Source organism: Pseudoalteromonas sp. 2CM32C, assembly GCF_023161925.1.
Classification (GTDB): Bacteria; Pseudomonadota; Gammaproteobacteria; order Enterobacterales; family Alteromonadaceae; genus Pseudoalteromonas; species Pseudoalteromonas marina.
On the sequence record NZ_JALNTI010000001.1, the window covers coordinates 825,687 to 848,264 of the forward strand.

General features: G+C 40.0%; 16 protein-coding genes and 1 rRNA gene. 3 read left to right on the top strand and 14 right to left on the bottom strand.

Translation table 11 applies throughout. The annotated features are described in order from the left end of the window. Positions 1 to 104 precede the first annotated feature (104 nt). Positions 105 to 2,669: a diguanylate cyclase gene (locus MTF67_RS03810; protein ID WP_039036238.1), complete on the top strand. Its 2,565-nt coding sequence runs from the start codon at positions 105 to 107 to the stop codon at positions 2,667 to 2,669. 30 nt (positions 2,670 to 2,699) lie between these two features. Here the strand turns inward: MTF67_RS03810 and rep are convergent, their stop codons facing one another. After that, entirely contained in the window at positions 2,700 to 4,718 is a 2,019-nt protein-coding gene (rep, locus tag MTF67_RS03815) for a DNA helicase Rep (RefSeq protein WP_248518720.1), read from the bottom strand. A 161-nt stretch (positions 4,719 to 4,879) separates the two neighbouring features. On the opposite strand from rep, the gene MTF67_RS03820 reads away from it, so the two are divergent. Next, on the top strand, positions 4,880 to 5,143 hold the full coding sequence (locus MTF67_RS03820) for an accessory factor UbiK family protein (protein WP_006793056.1): 264 nt from the start codon (positions 4,880 to 4,882) through the stop codon (positions 5,141 to 5,143). Between the two features lie 54 nt (positions 5,144 to 5,197). Here the strand turns inward: MTF67_RS03820 and MTF67_RS03825 are convergent, their stop codons facing one another. From MTF67_RS03825 to ilvG, 8 genes are all read right to left on the bottom strand, one after another. Further along, positions 5,198 to 5,842, bottom strand: a complete 645-nt coding sequence (locus MTF67_RS03825) for a short chain dehydrogenase (protein ID WP_248518721.1) — start codon at positions 5,840 to 5,842, stop codon at positions 5,198 to 5,200. Positions 5,843 to 5,846: 4 nt separating this feature from the next. Then, the gene (can, locus tag MTF67_RS03830; RefSeq protein ID WP_248518722.1) at positions 5,847 to 6,506 is read right to left on the bottom strand and encodes a carbonate dehydratase; all 660 of its coding nucleotides are present in this window, start codon (positions 6,504 to 6,506) and stop codon (positions 5,847 to 5,849) included. A 25-nt stretch (positions 6,507 to 6,531) separates the two neighbouring features. Next, on the bottom strand, positions 6,532 to 7,722 hold the full coding sequence (locus tag MTF67_RS03835; protein WP_248518723.1) for a methyltransferase: 1,191 nt from the start codon (positions 7,720 to 7,722) through the stop codon (positions 6,532 to 6,534). Between the two features lie 53 nt (positions 7,723 to 7,775). Next, positions 7,776 to 8,819 carry an ABC transporter substrate-binding protein gene (locus tag MTF67_RS03840; protein ID WP_006793052.1) on the bottom strand — a complete coding sequence of 348 codons (1,044 nt, stop codon included), beginning with the start codon at positions 8,817 to 8,819 and terminating at the stop codon, positions 7,776 to 7,778. 95 nt (positions 8,820 to 8,914) lie between these two features. After that, positions 8,915 to 10,468, bottom strand: coding sequence for a threonine ammonia-lyase, biosynthetic (ilvA, locus tag MTF67_RS03845; RefSeq protein WP_248518724.1), 1,554 nt, complete (start codon positions 10,466 to 10,468; stop codon positions 8,915 to 8,917). Positions 10,469 to 10,470: 2 nt separating this feature from the next. After that, the gene (gene ilvD, locus MTF67_RS03850) at positions 10,471 to 12,327 is read right to left on the bottom strand and encodes a dihydroxy-acid dehydratase (protein WP_008133264.1); all 1,857 of its coding nucleotides are present in this window, start codon (positions 12,325 to 12,327) and stop codon (positions 10,471 to 10,473) included. Between the two features lie 98 nt (positions 12,328 to 12,425). Next, positions 12,426 to 12,668, bottom strand: a complete 243-nt coding sequence (gene ilvM / locus MTF67_RS03855; RefSeq protein WP_006793049.1) for an acetolactate synthase 2 small subunit — start codon at positions 12,666 to 12,668, stop codon at positions 12,426 to 12,428. Next, positions 12,665 to 14,314 (bottom strand): acetolactate synthase 2 catalytic subunit, encoded by a 1,650-nt coding sequence (gene ilvG / locus MTF67_RS03860; RefSeq protein ID WP_248518725.1) that lies wholly within the window; start codon positions 14,312 to 14,314, stop codon positions 12,665 to 12,667. Before ilvG ends, ilvM begins: the two co-directional genes overlap by 4 nt. Before the next feature lie 668 nt (positions 14,315 to 14,982). On the opposite strand from ilvG, the gene MTF67_RS03865 reads away from it, so the two are divergent. After that, a complete protein-coding gene (locus tag MTF67_RS03865) occupies positions 14,983 to 15,861 on the top strand; it encodes a TraB/GumN family protein (RefSeq protein WP_248518726.1) in 879 nt (292 codons plus the stop codon). A 392-nt stretch (positions 15,862 to 16,253) separates the two neighbouring features. On the opposite strand, the gene MTF67_RS03870 is transcribed toward MTF67_RS03865, so the two are convergent. The 5 genes from MTF67_RS03870 to rrf form a co-directional block, all read right to left on the bottom strand. Next, positions 16,254 to 17,975 (bottom strand): response regulator, encoded by a 1,722-nt coding sequence (locus tag MTF67_RS03870; protein WP_248518727.1) that lies wholly within the window; start codon positions 17,973 to 17,975, stop codon positions 16,254 to 16,256. A 108-nt stretch (positions 17,976 to 18,083) separates the two neighbouring features. Continuing rightward, positions 18,084 to 20,414 (bottom strand): fatty acid cis/trans isomerase, encoded by a 2,331-nt coding sequence (locus tag MTF67_RS03875; RefSeq protein WP_248518728.1) that lies wholly within the window; start codon positions 20,412 to 20,414, stop codon positions 18,084 to 18,086. Further along, positions 20,411 to 20,773, bottom strand: coding sequence for a hypothetical protein (locus tag MTF67_RS03880; protein WP_248518729.1), 363 nt, complete (start codon positions 20,771 to 20,773; stop codon positions 20,411 to 20,413). The genes MTF67_RS03875 and MTF67_RS03880 overlap by 4 nt, the downstream gene beginning before the upstream one ends. A gap of 135 nt (positions 20,774 to 20,908) precedes the next feature. Continuing rightward, complete coding sequence (locus MTF67_RS03885) at positions 20,909 to 21,685, bottom strand: VOC family protein (protein ID WP_248518730.1); 777 nt, start codon at positions 21,683 to 21,685, stop codon at positions 20,909 to 20,911. Between the two features lie 575 nt (positions 21,686 to 22,260). Then, positions 22,261 to 22,375: ribosomal RNA gene (gene rrf / locus MTF67_RS03890) — 5S ribosomal RNA — on the bottom strand. Positions 22,376 to 22,578 lie beyond the last annotated feature (203 nt).

Sequence of the window (22,578 nt, forward strand, 5' to 3'; positions counted from 1 at the left end):
TACCGCGTTAACCATTATTTTTATTAGAATATCAGCTTGACGCTAAGCACTAAAAGTGAAAGTATAAGTCTAATAACTATACAATAATAATATCGGTTACATCATTGGAAGATAAACTCCCTTCATCGCGTAGATTAGCGTATCAAAATAAACGCCTCAAAACCCTACTCAAAAAGTACAAGCAATCACACCATTTGCAAAATGCGCTTATCCAACTTTCTGAGCGCGCGAGTACGGTTGCGGAGTTAACACTACTTTATCCAGCTATACACGATATTTTACAAAAGTATGTCCCCAGTAAAAGTTTTTATGTCGTTTTACAAAACCAGCAGTGCCAAACATTAGAGCTTTCTTATTTTTCAGATGAAAAAGATGGCATTGCAGTACCACTAAACCACTCTAATAGTTTTGATGAAGGTGCTACCGGTTACGTATTTAAAGAAGGTAAAACCACATACTTTACAAAGCAACAAATGCAAGACGCTGCTGCTAACGGCTTATTCAAAGCGCTAGGCACACCCGCCGAACATTGGGTAGGTGTACCTGTGTACCAAGAAAAAAATATTATTGGTGTGTTAGCCGCTCAAAGCTATGACGTAAATCAAAGTTATAACTCCCAGCAAGTACAACTTCTTGAAGTGATGTCGCTGTATTTAGCGACGGCGATAGAACGTGTAAAAAAACGTGAGTATTTAGAGTCAGAAGTAAAAATTCGCACTCGAGCACTGACTCAAAGTAACGATGCACTTAATCTTGAAGTAGCTAATCGTAAACGCGCGCTGCAACGTCAACAAATTTTATTTAAAGTATCTGAAATCGCCACTCAAGCTAAAAACCTTGATGATGCTTACGTTAAAATACATGGCATAATAAAAACAATTACCTACGCAGAAAATCTTTATATTGCACTCTATGACAAAGACTCAGGCTGGATAACATTCCCTTACTGTGTTGATGAATATAAGGAAAATACTCAGCCCCGTCAGTTTGCCAAAGGCTACAGCGAATTAGTAATAAGCACCGAAGAAACGCAGCTTATTAACCCAGAAAAAGCACAAGCATTATTAAATAGTGGCGTGGTACAACGTTCAGCCCCCGTTCCTAACAAACAAAAAGCGACGAGCTGGCTAGGTGCACCTTTAAAAACATCGCAGGGTGTTATTGGCCTTATTGTGTGCCAAGCATACAACAATAAACATATTTTTAGTCAAGACGATAACGAATTAATTACGTTTGTATCGCACCAAATAGCGGCTGTTTTACAAACTAAGCTAGCAAATCAGGCTATAGCTAAAAGTCACCAAGAGCTTGAATTTAGAGTAAACGAAAAAACGAAAGAACTACAGCAAACTAATTTGCATTTGCAAATGCAAATTGAAGAACGAAAAAAAATAGAGCAGCAGCTTTATCATGACGCCCATCACGATTCGTTAACAAGCTTGCCAAACCGCAGTTTATTTTTAACCCAATTAGAAAAAACACTTCAACATTTTCAGCGCTTTCCAGAGCGTCAATTTGCTGTTCTGTTTATTGATTTAGATAAGTTTAAAGATATTAACGACCAACTAGGTCACCAAGCTGGCGATCAGTTCTTAATTAATGTGAGTGAGCTGTTTTCACAATGTATTCGTGAACATGATTTATTAGCCCGTTTAGGTGGAGATGAATTCGTTATTTTACTAACGCATTTAACCGAACCACAACAGGCCGAAGATGTGGCTAATCGTATTATCGATTTAATGAAAAAGCCTTTTAATATTAAAGGTACTTTGCTGCAAAGCGGTGCTAGCATTGGGATAAACTACTCAAAACAAAGCTATAAACATACCGACGAAATTATTCGTGATGCTGATGCCGCGATGTATCATGCAAAAAATTCTGGAAAAAATCGTTACGAGCTGTTTCATCCGTTACTCACTCAATCAATAGCTGATGTAGGGCAAAAAGCACTGCATCATCTTGATGTCATGCCAATGAGCTTTAGAAGCTCAGAAATTATTACACTAAACGAGCAACAGCAATCTGAATCGCTATTTGAAGCGTTCGGTGAGCACCCAATTTTAGGGTTTACCAGTTTTGAGGTTTTGAAAAAATTTGCTACCGACAAAGAGCAACACTTAAAAGTAGAGTTGCAACTGCTAGCGTGTGCTTACACGCAGGCCATAAATGCAAATGTGGCAATGGCATTAGTACCGTGCTCTTGCTTATTACTTGAAAAACACGAATTTACTTTATTTGTTGATGTGTTAAATAAACAACGTGGCCCAAGCCAACTTTGTTTACTTTTTGATGAGCAAGAAATTCGCCATGCATGTGCTACTCAGCTAGAAAATCTTAAGCAATTATCTTTGTTAGGCTACTCAATTGGCTTAAATAATTTTGCTAAAGACAGATGTGAACTTAACCTATTAACCGATGTAAATTTTGACTATCTATTGCTTAGCTCCACCTTTAGCAAGCGAATATTGCAACAAGATAGTTACGACCTGCAACTACAAGGTGTGCTTCCTATCACTAAGCTCAAAAAAATGAAGGTCATTGCAAAAGGACCCTCTATTCTTAATTTTAGAGCCTTATTGGAGAAACATGGCTTGTCATATTTTGTTGGCAAACAGCACACTTTAGCTTGCCCTGAGTCACAGCCAGAACACGTCAGTCAATCAGTTTAAGCCCAGCTTTGGTTATAAAAAAGCCTGATTTCACTCAGGTTTTTTAAACATAGCCCGTAAATTTGCGACTCTGGCTTGCCCTTTTTCCATTCGCTCTGCCTGAGAACTTGGCGCTTTTTTGTTTTCAAATGCCAAATCATCTTGCGGCAACTCTTGCACAAATCGACTTAACTCTGTTTCAGAGGTTTCACCAAACTGGCGGCGGATTTTTGCATATGTAAGTGTTAACTCTTGCTGCGCACGAGTAATACCAACGTAAGCGAGTCGACGCTCTTCATCTACATTGTCTTCATCAATACTAACCTGGTGAGGTAGCAACCCCTCTTCCATACCAACCATAAACACATACGGATACTCTAAACCTTTAGAGGCATGCAATGTAAGTAACTGAACAGCATCGGATTCATCTTCTTCCTCATTACGCTCTAACATATCGCGCAGTGTCAGTTTACTAACCACTTCGGCAAGCGTCATCGGCTCGTTATCAGCGTCTCCGGTTAGCATGTCTGTGATCCAACGATACAATTCAGAGACGTTTTTCATTCTCATTTCAGCCGCTTTAGCACTGGGCGACGATTCGTATAGGTAGGCTTCGTAATTAATATTACGCACTAAGTCTTTCACTGCCTCTAACGTATCACTGCGTACCGCGTTATCTGACAATTCGACAATCCATCGAGCAAACCCAGCTAAAGCGTTAAAACCACGCCCTTTTAGCCTGTAACTCAGGTCGTTATCAAAACAAGTAGCAAACAAACTTTGATGTTTTTCGTTGGCTAAAGTGCCCAGTTTTTCAAGTGTTACCGTGCCTATTTCTCGTCTAGGCGTGTTTACTATACGTAAAAATGCGTTATCGTCGTCTTGGTTTACGAGCAAACGTAAATACGCCATGATGTCTTTAATTTCTGAACGCGCAAAAAACGACATACCGCCACTTATTTTATAGGGAATGCGGTTGCTCATTAATGACTTTTCAAAGCCACGTGCTTGGTGATTACCACGATACAATATAGCGTAGTCTTTGTAGCTGGTGCGCTTCATAAATTTATGCGAAATAATTTCAGCAACTACACGCTCAGACTCATGCTCTTCATCACGACATCCAATAACTTTTATCGGCTCACCGTACCCTAACTCACTAAATAGTTTTTTTTCTATATCGTGCGGGTTGTTGGCAATGAGTATATTGGCAGATTTAAGTATTCGCTGCGCGCTTCGGTAATTTTGCTCAAGCTTTATAAGCCTAAGTCCGGGGTAATCTTTACTCAAAAGAACAAGGTTTTGCGGACGTGCACCACGCCATGAGTAAATCGATTGGTCATCGTCGCCCACTACAGTAAAGCGTGCTCGCTCACCTACGAGTAGCTTTACAAGCTGATACTGGCTAGTGTTGGTATCTTGGTATTCATCCACCAGCAAATACTTAAAGCGTTGCTGCCAACGCTCACGAGATGTTGCATTGCTAGTAAGTAGTAACGTAGGGATCATAATCAGATCGTCAAAATCTAATGCATTATAAGCACGCAATTGTGTTTGATAGCGCGCATATAGCTGCGCGAATAACGCCTTTTGCGCGTCACGCGCTTCACGTATTGCTTGCTCTGGCAATACTAATTCGTTTTTCCAGCTACCAATTTCCATTTTAAGTAGCTTGAGTAAATCTTTGTCTTTTTTTAATTCATCTTCAGTGAGCTCCGATAACAGCTGGTTGGTATCTTGATCGTCAAATAACGAGAACCCAGGTTTAAAGCCGAGTGTGCTCAATTCTTTTTTTATTATTTCTAAACCCAGTGTATGAAACGTCGATACCCATAACCCTTTAGCCTCTTGCTTACCAAGCGTTTGTAATACGCGCTCACGCATTTCTTTAGCCGCTTTATTAGTAAAGGTAACAGCCGCAATATTACGTGCTTTGTACTCGCACTTTTGTACCAAATAAGCAATTTTATTTGTAATAACGCGGGTTTTTCCAGAGCCAGCGCCAGCAAGAACTAAGCATGGGCCACTTATATATTTTACCGCTTCATCTTGTTTTGGATTAAGTTTCATAACGACCAGAATGATTTAAAAGACGCGCAATTTTAACGTAACCATTACTACAGGCATAGCAATTGCCATAATTAATTACCTAAACATGATCATGTGTTAAATGAGGTGGGTATAAGGTAACATTAGTTATATTCATTTTAGGCAAGGCCGAAGGGACAATTATGATCAACCCAGCAAAACTAGAAGAAATTGCTAAGCAAATTACGAGTAATATGCCACAAGGTGTAAAAAATTTAGCAGACACGCTAGAAGGTAAAACAAAGCAAGTTTTACAAAACAAACTTGCTGAGATGGACTTTGTTAGCCGAGAAGAATTTGATATTCAAAGCCAAGTACTTATTCGTACACGCGAAAAACTAACTGAGCTAGAAGCTAAAGTCGCTATTCTTGAACAGCAACTAAACGAAAATACAAACGCAGAATAATTAATTCAACGCATAAAAAAGCAGCCTGAGCTGCTTTTTATGTCTAACAAAAATCTAGATAAATAGCTCATCAAGCACATAATATTTTTGCGCCTCTTTTTGCTCTAAGCTCACCGCTAACATTTTTAAAGCAACTTGCTTTCCTGTTATAGGTTTATAACGCTTTAAGAAACCAATTTTTGTAAGCAATGGTAAAATCACACTGCCTATTTTTTCAGCTAATCTAAAGTGATCTCGCTCACCTATTAACAACGACGGTTGAAAAATACTTATTTTATTAAATGCTAATGGCACAACCTGTTGCTCTAGCTGCCCCTTCATTTTTAAATAAACGCTATTGCTGTTTGCGTTAGCACCACTTGATGACACTAAACAATAATGGCTTATGCCATTGCATGCTGCAATTTGTGCGGCGATGAATTGATAGTCAAAATCCACTTTACGCTGCGCATCAACAGAGCCCGCTTGCTTAAGCGTTGTCCCTAAGCACGAAAAAAATACATCACCTTTAAAGAAATCGATGTATTGAGTCAACTTTTCAAAATCAATAACGTGATTAGTTAACTGAGGATGGGAAAGTGGTAACGCTCGGCGTGTTATGGCTACAACCTGACTATACTCAGCGCAACTGAGTAATGCCGTCAAAAGCTCAGACCCAACTAAACCTGTAGCGCCAATAACAACCGCCGTTTTTGTCATTTATTTACTCACAACCTGCTTTTTTAAAAACATGTTGTATTGCACGTTTATAACTGTCCGACTCTTCTTCCGCGCACGTTACAACGGCTTCTAAATCATGTAAGTGGCCGTTTTCTAAACCATAAACCCAACCATGTATTGTTAAATCTTGGCCGCGCTCCCATGCATCTTGCACAATATTGGTACGACATACATTGCGTACTTGTTCTATTACATTAAGCTCAATAAGTCGACTCAAGCGCTGCCCTTCGTCTATGCTGTTGAGTTGATCTATGTGCTTTTCTTTTACATCGCCAACATGTCGAAGCCAGTTATCAATAAAACCAAACTTTGCATCGCTTAGTACAGCTTGAACGCCACCGCACCCATAATGGCCAACAACCATTATGTGTTTAACTTTTAGTACTTCTACCGCATACTGCATAACAGATAAACAGTTATGATCGGTATGTACAACGACATTTGCTACATTGCGGTGTACAAATAATTCTCCGGGTAATAAATCAACTATTTGGTTTGCGGGTACACGAGAGTCTGAACAACCAATCCATAAGTACTCAGGGTTTTGCTGCATAGATAAAATTTTAAAAAACTCTGGATTCGCTTCGCTTGTTCGCGCAGCCCAGTTTTTATTATTATCGAACAAATTTTTTAATTTTCTCATTGCATCTCTTATTAAGCCAAAACGACTAGTTATTGGTTGAAGGGTTAGTATTGGCAAGAATTAAAATATTCCGAGGCGTTAACTGCTTTTCACAAAAGGTTTTAATACTTACTTGATAGCCATGCTGTTGCAAATATAAAGCACGATCGAGCACAAGCCAAACCTCAATTGCTCTTCTGAACACATGTCGAACCAGTTCAACTCTGTCAGTGACCTTTTTTCGAGCCACACCCACAGATAAAAAATATTCATAATCAATATCTTGCGGTATTTTCAAGGCTTTTTTATCGCCCGCCCACTCACAAAATGATTTAAATGAACCTGAGAACACGGCCTTATTAACAGAGGGAACACTAACATAGTGTAATTCATTAGTAATTGACCTCCTGAGTGCATCAAAGCCCAACCGCCACTCAAGTTCTGTTTTTCGTATTTTATCAACACGAGTTGGCGCGGTTACTGTTTCTTGCAAGGCTAGTTTTAAATCACGATGAGTTAACCTAAGCTGACTTTGCTTGGCAAGCTCGCTCATTGGTAAGTAATCGTTAGGTGTGAATAAATGATAGCAACAAGGTGAAAAGCTAATTTGCTGCACGTTTGCAGCTATTGCTTTGCGCATCATAGCCTGATGTAAAGCGCCGCATGCATGAAGCGCCACAGCATGCATCTGTGTATTAAAAAGTGATGTAGTATCATCTTTTAATACATCAACTTGGCTAAATTGCATTGCCAAGCCTTGTTGCAGTGCTGCTTTTTGGCCTTGTTCGCATAATGTTGATTGCAACTCAACACTGCTGACCTGCGTGGCACCGTTAAATGCGAGCATACGACCTAAGTGCCCTTTACCCGCACACCATTCTAATACCGGTAATTTTGTGTTTGGCAACGCAGATACAAAGTCTTGGAGTTGTTCGAACTTACGCCCTTTTATGCCGTTACTAATCCAAAAAGGGTAATTATATCGGAGGGTATTTGCCTGAGGTAATTCACATAATAGCTGTAATTCATCAAGTAACTTAATGTGTGGATTAAAGAAGTCTATTAATTCATTCTGCTTGGTATCAAGCGTTGCTACTTGCTCATCTGTTAAGCTATTTAATATGCCTCGCAGTTCGGGCCAAGGGATCGCATCAAAGTCAAAAGCGGTGCACTGCCAATAGATGCGAGTACGCTTTAAAATAGAGTCAAGTGAAGTAAATTGCTCGGCTAATGTCATAACAGCTTAATTTATTGAAAGGTAGCCAATTGTATCAGTAACATTAACAGCCATTAAACGGTTATTTTTTTACTAAACATTAAGCGCAAATACAACGGTATAGAGATAACACTCACAATCATCGCTGCAATTAACATCCACGATAGTTCCATTTTTTCCGGTCGCTGATATTTATAAATAAAACTGGCTTTAACCTTATCAAACTCAGTTTGGTGAATACCGTACAAGTCTGCAATTAGGCGCCATTTTGGAATAGACATATGCCCCAGGCTAGTTGTTGCAGGCATAATGTATTCTTTTAATACTTCTGCCTCGTATGCTAATTCATGGAAGCTTTTGTTAGGTGCGTAAAGTATTTGGGTAACCGCAATGGCCTCATCCATATTCATCATTGCGTAGCGCCACCCCTTCAGGCTGGCTTGGTAAAATTTTTCAACGGTTTCAGGGGATGTGCTTAACATTTTCCCAGTGGTATATAAGATATCTGCATAAACGTCTATGCCGTAACGCTGAGGACATATTAGGCGATGTGATATACCTCTTTGAGTCATATTGTAGGGCTCAGTAGATAGATAAACTTGCATCGCATCGAGCCTGTTTTCAATCCAGGCTTGGCTTGGGTTGTCACCGTTGTATACACTAAGCAAACGCGTATTAACTCCGCTGCGTGTCAGCATAGCCATTAACTCATTGCTATCATTGTGACTCACTTTACTAATACGCTTATTTACAAAATCACGAGGATGAAAAATATCAGAGGTGTCTTTGACCATCCAACAATAAGGTGAATATTGCAGGATAGGCGCCATTGCTACAAAAGATTGGCCGTTTATACGTTCCTGTAAAATACCCGAGTGACCTACACCAAACTCGGCGTCGCCATTAGCCACAGCACTAAACGCATCGGGCATTGTTAGATCTGCCGGGTTTATGGTTACATCAAGACCCACATCTTTATAAAACCCTTTTTCTTTGGCCATGTAGTAACCAGCAAACTGAAACTGATGCGTCCATTTTAATTGTAGAGTGACCGATTCTTGCGCCGCAATTTGGCCACAAAAACAACACAATCCAAGTATTAATCCTTTAAGTAACAACCAAGTTTCCTCAAGTTAATGACGGTATCAGTAACTATATGTAAAACAAATGATAAAGCAAGCACCCTTGTAAGGTACTTGCTCTTTAATGGCTGTTAAACTGAAGCGAGCTTTGCGGTTTTCTCTGAAAGAGGTTGCGTCGTTAAAAACTGTGTAAAACACGGATTATGCGTTTCATCTTGCACGCTATAGCCTAAGTCATTTAGATGCTCGTTAAAAGTCTCAAATTGCTCAGGTTCAATGGCAAAACCGGCTAATACATAGCCCATTGAGCCGCCTTGACTCCGATAATGAAATAATGTGATATTCCAATCGTTGCCTAGCGTATCTAAAAAGCGCGCTAGTGCGCCGGGGTATTCTGGAAACTCAAAACGTAACAAACGTTCATGCAGTTTTTCGGGTGCTTTACCGCCAACCATATAACGTACGTGCAATTTAGCAAGTTCATTATCTGATAAGTCGCAAAATGCGTAATCATTTTTAGTTAGATCAAGCTTGAGCTCATTAAGCTCCTGCTCTCCTTGGCGCAGAGCAATACCTACAAATATTTGCGCTTCACCAGGCCCTGCATAACGGTAGTTAAACTCAGTAATAGCACGGCCACCTAAAGATGCACAAAACTGTTTAAAACTGCCTTTTTCTTCTTTGATGGTAACGGCTAATAACGCTTCGTTTTTTTCACCTAGCGCAGTGCGTTCAGCGACATAACGTAAGCGATCAAAGTTTAAATTAGCACCCGAAAGAACCGCTGCTAAATGCAACCCTTTTAAGCCCGATTGTTGGCTCCACTTTTTAAGTCCTGCCGTTGCAAGAGCGCCAGAAGGCTCTGCAATTGCACGAGTAGACACAAAAATATCTTGCATGGCGGCGCAAATTTCATCGCTAGTTACAGTGATTACTTCATCGCAAAACTTTTGTGCCAAGCGAAATGTTTCTTTGCCAATAATTTTAACCGCTACACCATCGGCAAAACTGCCTACTCGGTCAAGCTCTACCGGTTCACCCGCTTCAAGTGCAGCTTGTAAACAGGCGCTCTCATCGGCTTCTACGCCAATGACTTTGATATCAGGACGAAGTGACTTTATATAAACAGCCATGCCTGCCAGTAAGCCACCGCCTCCAACGGGAATAAATACCGCATCAAGCTCATTGAGCTGTTGCATGAGTTCTCGCGCTACAGTACCTTGCCCAACAATAACGTCAGGATCGTCAAATGGTGGGACAAAAATGCCATTACGCTGCTCTGTGAGCTCAAGCGCGTGCGCTTTAGCTACATCAAACTGATGTCCATGCAATACAACCTCACCGCCTAAAGCACGTACGGCGTTAACCTTTATTTCTGGCGTTGTAACAGGCATTACAATCGTTGCCTTATGCCCTAAATGCGAAGCGCTTAATGCAACACCCTGAGCATGGTTACCAGCCGATGCAGTAATTACAACAGACCCTTTTGGCAACTTATTTAATTTATTGTATGCGCCGCGTAATTTAAACGAATACACGGGCTGTTGATCTTCACGTTTAAGCCATACATGGTTGCCAAGTTTAGCGCTAAGGTCAGGCATTTCACTGACCTCAGTGACTTTAGCCAAGGGCTCCATATTTGCTTGAATAATTGCACGAAAATAATCGAGCTCTTGAGAAACCATAATTAGCTCAGCTCCTCCAGTTTCTCTAAGTCACGCACTGCGCCCTTATCTGCACTCGTTGCAAGTAGTGCATAGGCTTTTAATGCCGACGAAACATAACGCTCACGGTCAAGGGGCTTATACGCCTGTTTGCCACGCGCTAATTGCTTTTGCTTACGCGCTTCAAGCTCTTCCTCGCTTAGTGCAAGCGTGATCTCACGCGTTGCAATATCAATAATAATTTTGTCGCCATTTTCAACGTACGCAATAGCACCACCGCTTGCAGCCTCTGGCGATACGTGGCCAATAGATAAACCAGACGTGCCGCCCGAAAAGCGTCCATCTGTGATCAGCGCACACTTTTCAGCTAAACCTTTTGATTTTAAGTAGCTCGTTGGGTAAAGCATTTCTTGCATACCAGGACCGCCTTTAGGGCCTTCGTAACGAATAACCACAACATCACCAGCTTTTACTTCGTCGTTTAAAATGCCTTCTACTGAATCATCTTGCGATTCGTATACCACTGCAGTGCCTTCAAAATGCAGCATTTCGTCAACTACGCCTGCGCTTTTAACAATACAGCCATCAACCGCTAAGTTTCCTGAAAGTACAGCTAAGCCACCATCTTGTCTAAATGCGTGTTCAACACTTCGAATACAACCATGTTCGCGGTCGTTATCGCCTTCATCCCAACGACACTCTTGGCTCATTGCTTTTGTAGTACGAATGCCAGCTGGTCCCGCGCGGTAAAACTTTTGTGCCGCTTCGTTTTTAGGATCCGTCGCATCCCATTTTTTAACAAGCTCACCCATAGTCATACCTGCAACGTGGTTTACCGATAAATCAACTAAACCGGCTTTGCCTAGCTCACGCACAATTGCCATCATGCCACCAGCGCGGTGAACATCTTCAATATGGTACTGTGCTGTTGCTGGAGCTACTTTACATAAAAATGGGGTTTTACGAGATAGCTCGTCAATGTGCGACATGTCAAAATCTACGCCAGCTTCTTGTGCGGCTGCTAGTAAATGCAGTACGGTGTTAGATGAACCACCCATGGCAATATCAACAACCATAGAGTTCATAAAGGCTGTTTTGTTAGCAATAGCGCGTGGCAATACGTCTTGGTTATCTTTTTGGTAGTACTCACGGCATAAATCAACAATGCGAGCACCCGCTTCTACATACAGTTGCTTACGATCTTTATGGGTTGCAAGCGTTGTACCGTTACCCGGTAGTGCAAGGCCAATAGCTTCTAATAAACAGTTCATTGAGTTTGCAGTAAACATACCTGAACACGACCCACAAGTAGGACACGCAGAGCGCTCTACTTGCTCTGAATCTGCATCACTTACTGTTTCATCAGCGCCTTTTACCATGGCATCGACTAAATCTAATTTGATATCAATGTTAGCAAGTTTCGTTTTACCCGCTTCCATTGGTCCGCCCGATACAAAAATAACCGGTATGTTTAAGCGTAGCGCTGCAAGCATCATCCCTGGGGTAATTTTGTCACAGTTAGAAATACAGATCATCGCATCGGCGCAGTGGCCGTTAACCATGTACTCAACAGAGTCTGCAATGAGATCGCGCGAAGGGAGTGAGTAAAGCATACCACCGTGGCCCATTGCGATACCGTCATCAATTGCAATAGTATTAAATTCTTTTGGTACACCACCCGCTTGCGTGATTGTTTCAGCCATTAGCTCACTTAGCTGATTAAGGTGTACGTGCCCTGGTACAAATTGTGTAAACGAGTTAACTACAGCAATAATTGGTTTACCAAAGTCGGTGTCGGTCATGCCTGTTGCGCGCCATAATGCACGTGCGCCTGCGCGTTTACGTCCTTCAGTTGTTGTTGCACTTCTTAATTTAGCCATAGTTACCTCTGTTTTGCCGCTGTGTAAGCGGGCATTCCTCATTCTAAAATTGGTGAGTAACAGTTATTCAATTACTCGTAAATTTGTGTTGTTAGCAATTACACAGCTTGTTGCTGTAAATTTTGTAAAGTGATTTCTTTAACGTCCACCAGCTTATTTAACTGGCTTGTTAAAAGATGGATTGGTTTATCGCTGTCTACTGTCATTGCAACATTGTAGTGGCCATCATCCATATTGAGCTGAAAATGCGTAAGATCAAAACCACGGTGACGCACTACACGTAAAAAACGCTCGACCGCTATACTTTGGCTCTTTAATGCAATAGTTAGGCTGTGTTTCATTGTGCTTTCTCCGTAATCATTTCGTCATTTGCAGCCCCTGGTGGTACAAGTGGCCATACGTTTTCTTTATCGTCTATGCAGGCATGTACTATGTACGGCCCTTTGCTGTTAACTAATGCTGTTATTGCATCATCAACTTGATTGGCATGGGTAATTGTTTGCCCAGGAATACCAAATACAGCGGCTAACTGAACAAAATCAGGGTTATCTGAAAGGTTTGTTTCAGAGTAACGTCCTTCAAAAAATAGCTCCTGCCATTGGCGAACCATACCTAAGCGTTGGTTATCTAATATTAGTATTTTTACTGGTAAATTGTTACGGCGAATAGTCGCAAGCTCTTGAATGTTCATCATGATTGAGCCATCACCCGACACCGTTATTACAAAATCGTCTGGGCGTGCTACTTGTGCGCCAATAGCCGCTGGTAAACCAAAGCCCATAGTGCCTGCGCCACCACTACTTAAATGGTTGCTCGGGTGGCTAAACTTCATGTGTTGCGCTACCCACATTTGATGCTGACCCACATCACAGCACACTACGCCTGTTTTTGGCATACGTTGGCTTAATTGGTTCAATAAATACGGGGCAAATACTTTTTCGCCTGGGTAGTCGTAGCGCCACGCATGTTTTACGCTTAACTGCTTATTTATATCGCACCATGCTTTAGAGGTTACAAAGCACTCAAGTGCCGGTAATGAGGTTTTTAAATCAGCAATTAATGAGGCTTTAGCTGGTTTACGTTTACCTACTTCGGCCGCATCTATGTCTAAATGAATTACTTTTGCTTTAGCGGCAAATTTAGCTAAGTTACCTGTTACGCGGTCATCAAAGCGAGCGCCTATACACACTAATACATCGCACTCTTGCACTGCTATATTAGCCGCTTGTGTACCGTGCATGCCTAGCATGCCTAAGTAATGTTCGTAATCTGGTAATACGCTGCCTAATGCCTTAAGTGTTGATACTGCTGGCATCTGTGTTTTATTTAAAAACTGCATTAACTCATTTTGCGCATCAGCGGCTTGTACACCGCCACCTACATACGCCACAGGTTGCTTTGCTTCGCTTAATAACTGATTGGCAATGGCTACTTGGTTTAAATCAAGTTGCGGTAAGTACTCATCAGCGGCTAACCAAGGTTTAAACGGCACTTGCGCCATTTGAATATCTTTTGGAATATCAACAAGCACAGGACCTGGGCGACCACTTTGGGCTAAGTGCATGGCCTCTTGTAGTATTTCGGCTAAATCTTCTGGACGCTCTACCATGTAACTGTGTTTAGTACATGAAAGCGACATACCTAGTACATCCACTTCTTGAAATGCATCTGAGCCAATAGCAGCAGTCGGTACTTGGCCTGTAATTGCTAATAATGGCACTGAGTCCATCATTGCATCTGCAAGTGCTGTTATTAAGTTAGTAGCCCCAGGGCCTGATGTTGCTAAACATACACCTAATTTACCTGTGCTGCGGGCATAACCTACAGCAGCAAAACCAGCACCTTGCTCGTGGCGAGTGAGGTAATGCTTGACTGGCGCACCATACAGCGCATCGTAAATTGGCATAATGGCTCCACCAGGGTAGCCAAATACCTCTTTTACGCCGTGTTTGGCTAATAAGTCGATTGTGAGTTCTGCGCCTGTCATTAATAAATCCTCATTCTTCAGTGACAACCTAATTAATTTTTACCCTTAAAACTAAAAAGCCCTCCGAACTGTTAAGTGCGGAGGGCTTTTTAATGCTCAAGTTTATAGCACTACAAAGCCCTCGCGGGAATAATCACCACGATAATAATCAGGACTAGTTTAAGTGCAGTTGTAAGCATGTAATTGACACCAAATTTAAATAATCTGTTGCGAAAGTTCATCTTTCGCTCTGTTATGTATTAGTACCGCGCTGAGCGGCTTAAGTCAACACCAAACTCAATTCAAAAAAAGCACGAAAAACCAAATTAAGTGGTTTTAAAATTCACTAAACACAACCATAAAGGAATTTTTATGTTTTAATTTAAAGTATAGAAATTCACTATTCTTATATTCCCCATTTATGGTTTGATTAATTTTTGAGTTTTAGTAAAAATTAAATTAATTTTTTATACAGATAGTGTTTAGACCTTCCGAATAGTTTTAATAATCACGGTTTGCGACTGTACTAAATCAAAAAACGTAAATAGAACAAATACTCCACTGAGCGCACATATTAGTACCAATATCCTCACAAAAGACGATTGATAAATACTAAATTTAGCACTGCTGTATAGGCAAATTTAGGTTAGTATTTGTGTAACTCAACAACAGGATTTGAAGGACAAACCATGAAAGCGATACCTCGTATTAGTCATTTTTTTATTATGGTGCTATTTACAGTACTTAGCTTTAATAGCTTTGCGGCACCGGCTTTATATAAAATAGAAAAAAACGGCACAACATCTTATTTATTTGGCACCGTACACGTAGGTGACGCCAGCATGAAAGGCTTACCAGCAAACGTTACCAAAGCGATTGATGAGAGCGAACACGTTATTGTAGAAGTGGATATTAGCAAACTGACTCCATTTCAAATGCAACAGCGCTCAATGCCATTAATGATGCTAAAAAATGGTAAAACATTACAAACAGAACTATCAAAACAAAACTACAATAAGCTTAAAAATTACTTTGCAAAAAAATCGATTGATATTGCTATGTTTAGCAACTTCAAACCTTGGGCTGTAATGGTGACTATGATGCAAATTGAGTTTCAAAATGCAGGCTTTTCTGATCAAACAGGCATAGACAAGCAAGTACTTGCTTACGCTAAAGAGCACAACATAAAAATTGGTGAACTAGAAACCCTAGAGCAGCAGTTACAAATGTTTGATGGTATGGCGCTATTAAGTAACGAAATGATTGAAGAAACCTTCGAGCAGCTTAGCGATATTAATACATACTTTATTAAGCTAGTAAACGCGTGGAAAAATGGCGATATGGATACCCTTACCGAGTACTACAATATGAGCTTTGACGATAGTAATTACGGTGAAATAAGCGAGCAAGTCATGCTAATAAACCGTAATAACAAATGGGTAGAACAACTTGTTCCTCGCTTAAATAACGAAAAGCTATTTATTGCAGTAGGCGCGCTGCACTTACCAGAGCAACATGGTTTAATAAAGCAGTTAAAAGATAAAGGTTTCAGTGTTACTCGACTCTAACCTCATTGTTATACCTAGGGTGATATTAATTGCCCTAAGGGTTGCTAATATTATTAGTTTAAGCTCTATTAAAAAGCGTAAATCAATGCGCTAAGTTCAACAAATACTAATTAAGAAACCGATTTTGATTTAAAAAATACTGTTGATAACAAGTTGAATTTTCGTTGTTCAATTTTTCTAAATAGGCGTTTTATAGCGCAGAAAGCGACACGTTTAGCCACAAAAGATGATTAAGTATGATGGCGAATTGGTATCCCACTTACAGAAAAAATACATGCAATTTTCTCAAATAGAACCTCTCTTTGAAAAAGACCAATTGAGCGTTTTAGATTACCTATTGCAAATAATTTTTACTAAATTAACGCTGAAAATAACGCTATATAATCAATTTATTATTTAGGGTTTAAGCTACCTATTAACACTTCAGCTAACGCTTGCGTGCTGATAGGTTTAAAAACATGCCCATTTGCACCTAATTGAGTGGTAATTGCAATATCACTTTCTGATGTATTAGCGGTAACCACAATAATAGGTGTATTAGCGTCAAAAATGCGTATTTTTTTAATAGCCTCAAAGCCATCCATTATTGGCATATTTAAATCCATAAAAATGACTTGGTATTCGTTTTTAGTTGCCATCTCGCATGCGACCTTTCCGTTTTTTGCACATTCATAGCTGTAGTTAAGCTGTGAAAGAATACGGGTTAAAATGTGCATGTTTAACGGGTTATCTTCAACAACTAAACAATGCATATTTTTAGGTAACAGTGCACTTAACGAAGGTGCACTTTCATCAATCACAACGGGCATTTTCAGCGTAACGCACACCCCATTTGGCGATGTATTTTCAAACACAATATTTCCGTCAAAAGCATCAACAATGTACTGCACCCTTGCAAGGCCTGTTCTTAACCCTTGAAAGTGATTATTTTGATTAGATGAATCAAAGGTTGACCTGCTAACTGGCTTGGTTAACCCTGAACCTGTATCCGTTATTGTTACTGTTAATTGCTTATTGCTAACACAAGCCTTAACAGTAACAGCCCCCTCCTCTGTAAACTTTAATGCGTTGCCAACTAACTCAGCTAACACTTGCTGAAAGCGTTGATGATCTAGTTTTATAGCTTGGTCAAGTGTCGAATCAAGTGCTCTAACTAAGGCAATGCCTTTTTGGTTGTAACCAAATTCATACCCTAAAAGCACTTTATTGAATGACTGAAGTAAGTTTTCATTTGACGGTTTTAATGCCCAACGGCCCAAACTAAGCGCCTGTAAATCTTGAAGTTCGTCAAGCATTGCTATTATTCTTGATGCACAATAAGAGGCCTGTGTTTTAATCGATTTTTGGCTATTACTGACCTCTAACGAATCAATCGAGGTAACAAAACCTTGTAGGGGCGTTCTAAACTCATGACTTGCTCGAGCTATAAAGTGTTCTTTATTTTTACTCACTTGCTGCGCAAAATCTTTTTGCTGTTGATACTTTGATAACGCCTTAGTGATCTGCTTTTCCATCGGTATGAACACAAAACGTAATACACCAATAAGCAATAACATAGTTAGCAACCAAAAAAATAGCTCGGCTGAAGACACCCACGCCACTTTTTTAACGGACTCTTTTTCAAATAAGCCAACAGCTTGATCTAAATACTTTAGTAACTCTTCCATGCGCTTAACAGAAAACACATTGGGGTTTATTTTTTCCTGTTTATACAGCAACCCTTCTACCTGTTGGATAAATTTTTGCACGCGCAAATCTAGCTCAATAGGTGATTGTATATATAACTTTATAAGCTCAGGGCTGAGGTATTTATATTGACCATTATCGTTTTTTAACAATAAATATTGATGGTTTTCTTTAAATAGGCTGAGCGATGCATCTAAAGACTGCTGATGATCAGTACCAGGTACTTGCGAGGTTAATAACTTATCACCATGCCATGCAATTTTTTGCGACAGCATTCGCTGTTTACCTGCAATGTTAATGATGTTTGCATCATTTTTTTGTACTGAAAAAAAGTACTGCATTAGTGATACAGAAACACTAATTAATACCGCAATAGCGATTAATGCCCACCGATTTCGTAGGCGAATATTTGCAACAATTTCAAACATAGTTAACCTAACTTTTTGATTTAAGTGTAGTCCAATTAAATCAAGATCTATGTTTAATCTATAAATATAAAAAGCCCAACTCAAAGCTGGGCTATATAAGTGGATTTACTACCTATTTTCTAAACGGTTGTAATCGAATAAGCCATATTCAACACCACGGTATTTTTTTGCTGTAGCGTGTAAAATATCGCTGTATTGCCAAAACTGTGGATGAGAACGTCTAATTCCAAATTTAGTTTTTAAGGCTGTGTAATCAGCTTCTACTTGCATCATAGGTAACTGTTCAGCAAAAGCCTCGACCTGTTGTTCATTATTTAAATACCAAATAGAGGCTGGGTAGTCACCTATAAAACCAGGGACGATTGTTGCAGTGTCTTCTTCAAAAGCTCGTTGGCCGTCTTCATTTAACAAGCTCGAAATATTGTAATGCGCATTGTGATGAATAATTGTGTAAGCATTATGGCTATCGTCATCTTGCTTTACTAATACAAACGATAACTGCGGTAATAAATTTACTGCTTTTGCCGGCATAGCATTAATGGCACTTAACGATTTAGGTACTTGCTTATAATCGTAGTGCTCACTTAGCACTGGACTTAGCGCCTCTTTCATTAGTGCATACAATTCTTTTTGAGGGGTATTTGTTTTATAAGTTATTCCGCTTGGCTGACTAAATTCACGGTTATTTTTAAAAAACTCAGCAAGACTTGGTGGTGATTTGCGATACCACTGGCCTTTGATTTTATCTCGTTTGTTTTCTGGTAATAATGCTAAGAAGTTTTGTTCTCCTTCTAGGCGTAAAAAGTCCATATATAAACGCGTAACTAACTGGTGCCCAATATTGCCGTAAACATCAAAACCAGCAACCAGTAAATAATGTATACGCTCGAATAAGGCATAATCTAAAATCCAAGTTGTTTTTGGCTCTTGGCCAATGAAACCCTTCACCACAGTGGCACTGTCAAAATGACGAAAAATAGTCAGTGCTGCATTTTTATTATGACCATCTCCTTTCCACAATAAATCTGTTGTTAAATGCTCACCGCCTTTAAACATCTCATTTGCTAAATTGACCTTTGCTTTCAAATACTTTTGCTCCAGAGCTGAGTATTTAACCCAATTAGCAATAGGGAACGCATTACTTTCTTCTGCAGCTGGTAATTCAAGTGCGTCTTCATGCTGCATTATCATTTGTCCAACCGCTGGGGTGGCCACTTTTTTTGGATCAGCAAAAGCAACCCAAAAGTGGTCGTTAATCACATTTAACGCTATCTGACCACGACAGACAGGCCCTTTAATAAAGCCCATAATAATCAACTCAGCTTCATCAAGCATAAACTGATATTTAGAATCAATTGGGATCACTTCAAACGTTTTAAACGGATTAGATGCAGACTCTGCCTTATAGCTAGGCATACTTTTAACCGTATACTCTGGTGCAATAAACTGTTGGTACAAGCGCGTCAACTTTTCATCATTTAGCTTAAGAGGTAAGTGAGTTTTAGATAAAACAGTGCTGCGATCATGCAAAAATCGGTAGTAAACACGGTTAACTTTAGGGTCGTCATAAGGTCGACGTGTGCTTATTAATTTTATTTTTTCGCCTGGAGGTGTGCTCGAACGGACGAGCTTAAAAAAGTTATCTGGGGTCTTTTGGTCAAAATATACATGAGCTAAAAACCAATGCTCGTATATATAGCGAGCCGATAACTGATACTTCAAATCATCTTGGTTTAAAAATGCTTCCCAACGCTTAACCTGCTCAAGTTCAAACTCTGTTGGCGGGTCAATATGCGCCATTTTACCGCCTGCTTTGAGCCACTTCTGCAAATGATTAAATTCATCACGGGATACGCCCGGTAATCCATAAGGCATACCAGCATGAGGTTGCTCACCCGCTAATTGATCAAATTCTCCCATAGTGGCACAGGTTTGAGAGCGGCTCAGCGAAAAATCAAATTCATTATTTAATATTTCATTTGCAGGCAATTCATGGCTTTGTTTCAGTACTAAACTATTAAACAAGACGCTACCAGCTAAGTTAGCTTCCTCAGTTTGTACTCGCTCATTTAAAACAGGAGTAAAGTTCTTTTCTCGCCATTGCTCTGTGGTTGTAGCATCAAATAACAATCTACTCGGCTTTGTAGCAAGTAAACGAGTTCCGTCGTAGACAAGGTCTTTGCTTACCCCTCTATCTATTCCTTCAGGGGATGATAGCTTTAACTGACAAGGTGCATCGTAACAACCGTGGCACACAACACACCGAGTATCGAGCACCGGTTTTACATTCTGTAAAAAACTAGCCCCTTCGCCAGTAGTATGAGATACGATACGCTGCTGGGTCTGCTCAGTGCCAAATAGCTCATTGTAGTGAGCATTACCTAAGTATGCACAACCACTTAAAATAACTAATGTAACGATGCCTATGAGTTTATTCATTCGCCTTCATCACCTAAATCAAAGGTCGGCATCATATCCATCTGCGGAGATATAAATACACCTTGATTCTCAGTATTTAGTACAACACTCAATACAGGTCCATGATTTAAAGTTATCTGCGCATGGTGTGATTGTTCTAACATGTATTTGTAAGAAGGATCGGCTATTAATAGCTCATAACTTGTTATTGTAATAGCTATGCTGCTGTCCTCTGAGGGATTTTGGCAAATTTGAGCAAGTAACTCATCATCGAGCGCTACTGATATTTCAAAATCAGGCTGCTCTACATCCCTTTCACTTAAGGACTCGTTTAATAAAAATAACGGGAGCGTTAAATTGCTATCTTGTTCAAATTCCATTGTCTACTCAACATGCATAATTTATATAACTGGCATTATAACAAAATAACAAAAAATTAAACGTTAATGCCAATAACCAAAGTAGCTAAGTGCAAGACAACTCTCTCATGCACTTATCAGCATGTTGTAAACGCTTTAATCTTTCGTTTGGATCACCGAAAAAACAGCACCTTGAGGATCACAAAGAACACCAAATCGGCCAACGTCTGGTACTGTAGTAGAAGGTACACATACTTGGGCTCCCAGCTTTTTCGCCTTATTAAGGGCAGAATCACAGTCGTCAACTGCAAAGTAAATCATCCAATGAGGTGGGACATCATCAGGCCATTCGCTACTCATTTCCAGCATTCCAGCAATCGGCTTACCGTCTACCATAAATAAAGTATATTCCATGTTGTCCATAGGTTTTATTTCGCTCTTCCAACCTAGTAAAGCACAGTAAAACTCATTACTTACTTTGCTATTTCGCGTCGCTAACTCATGCCAATAAGGCGTTGATAGCTCTGATAAACGTTTACATCCTTTATGATCTTTTCCTTGCCATAATGCAACTGTTGCTCCCCCCGGATCAGTAAACATCAACATACGGCCTGCATCCATAACATTGTGCGGACCCGCAATTATTTTAGCCCCAAGCTCTTTCGCTTTAATTGCACAATGATCTACATCATCTACAGCAATGTAAGTTAACCAACTGCTTGGAACACCCTCCTGAATCTGCTCTTTTGGCATTTCGTACATAGCGGCAATGTCGTCACCCTCTTTCTGGAGCATAGTGTAAAAAATACCATCGCCAATTGGCTGATCATCATGACCCCAATCAAATAGAGAGGTATAAAAGGCTTTACCTTCTTTCCAATTATGTGTGCAAAGTTCTGACCAACAAAAAATACCCTGAGGATAATTATCCATATTAAAGCCTTTGTTATTTTTATATTAAACATACTCTCGAAATATAGTACGCAAGATTATTTTTTAATTAGCTTAGATCAATAACTATTAAGAGTCGATGAGAGATATAAGGAACTTGCTGAAATCTAAATTATGCTATCTAAAACAGGGGCTGTATTTCTGAATACCATCTAGGTTATTCCCTCCGTGTATTAAAAAAACTGGGCAAAATGAGGTTAACTAGAGTAATACTGTATATCTAATTATATTGTTTATCAGGTAGCCATGAAAAATAGTTGTTCAAGTATAGGGATAGTGAGTTTACTAAACCCCAGACAGTAAAAAAGCCGCTTCATTTCTGAAGCAGCTTTCTCGTATTTGAAGTCGGTGGCTTCGCAGTAGAATGTCATGGTGCCCACAGCGGTAAAAAGTCACTTATTAAATGGGATGCTACGTTGTGCCTGTTTGCCTTGTGCGGCGCTCGCCTTCGCGCTGTTTTGTCTCACTACTAAGTTCGGCATGGGGTCTTGGCTTTTACTAAACCCCAGACAGCAAAAAACCCGTCACATTGCTGTAACGGGTTTCTCTTATTTGAAGCCTGGTAATGTCCTACTTTCACATAGCAAATGCTACACTATCATCGGCGCTGTTTCGTTTCACTACTGAGTTCGGCATGGAATCAGGTGGGTCCAAAACGCTATTGTCACCAAGCAAATTTGGGCGTTAATCCGTATTCCTACGTACTAACTGAATTTGGAAAATATCTGATAATATTTTTTAAGTCTTTCTGTCAGTAATGTCTACTTTAGTCATTAACTTCTGTCTTAACTGTCACATAAAACGCGTTTGGCGTTGTATGGTTAAGCCTCACGGGTAATTAGTACAAGTTAGCTTAATGGCTCACACCACTTCCA

Coding starts and splice junctions, on each gene's coding strand:
- rep (WP_248518720.1), bottom strand. CDS start 4,718: ATGAAACTTAATCCAAAACAAGATGAAGCGGTAAAATATATAAGTGGC.
- MTF67_RS03820 (WP_006793056.1), top strand. CDS start 4,880: ATGATCAACCCAGCAAAACTAGAAGAAATTGCTAAGCAAATTACGAGT.
- MTF67_RS03825 (WP_248518721.1), bottom strand. CDS start 5,842: ATGACAAAAACGGCGGTTGTTATTGGCGCTACAGGTTTAGTTGGGTCT.
- can (WP_248518722.1), bottom strand. CDS start 6,506: ATGAGAAAATTAAAAAATTTGTTCGATAATAATAAAAACTGGGCTGCG.
- MTF67_RS03835 (WP_248518723.1), bottom strand. CDS start 7,722: ATGACATTAGCCGAGCAATTTACTTCACTTGACTCTATTTTAAAGCGT.
- ilvA (WP_248518724.1), bottom strand. CDS start 10,468: ATGGTTTCTCAAGAGCTCGATTATTTTCGTGCAATTATTCAAGCAAAT.
- ilvD (WP_008133264.1), bottom strand. CDS start 12,327: ATGGCTAAATTAAGAAGTGCAACAACAACTGAAGGACGTAAACGCGCA.
- ilvM (WP_006793049.1), bottom strand. CDS start 12,668: ATGAAACACAGCCTAACTATTGCATTAAAGAGCCAAAGTATAGCGGTC.
- ilvG (WP_248518725.1), bottom strand. CDS start 14,314: ATGACAGGCGCAGAACTCACAATCGACTTATTAGCCAAACACGGCGTA.
- MTF67_RS03865 (WP_248518726.1), top strand. CDS start 14,983: ATGAAAGCGATACCTCGTATTAGTCATTTTTTTATTATGGTGCTATTT.
- MTF67_RS03870 (WP_248518727.1), bottom strand. CDS start 17,975: ATGTTTGAAATTGTTGCAAATATTCGCCTACGAAATCGGTGGGCATTA.
- MTF67_RS03875 (WP_248518728.1), bottom strand. CDS start 20,414: ATGAATAAACTCATAGGCATCGTTACATTAGTTATTTTAAGTGGTTGT.
- MTF67_RS03880 (WP_248518729.1), bottom strand. CDS start 20,773: ATGGAATTTGAACAAGATAGCAATTTAACGCTCCCGTTATTTTTATTA.
- MTF67_RS03885 (WP_248518730.1), bottom strand. CDS start 21,685: ATGGATAATTATCCTCAGGGTATTTTTTGTTGGTCAGAACTTTGCACA.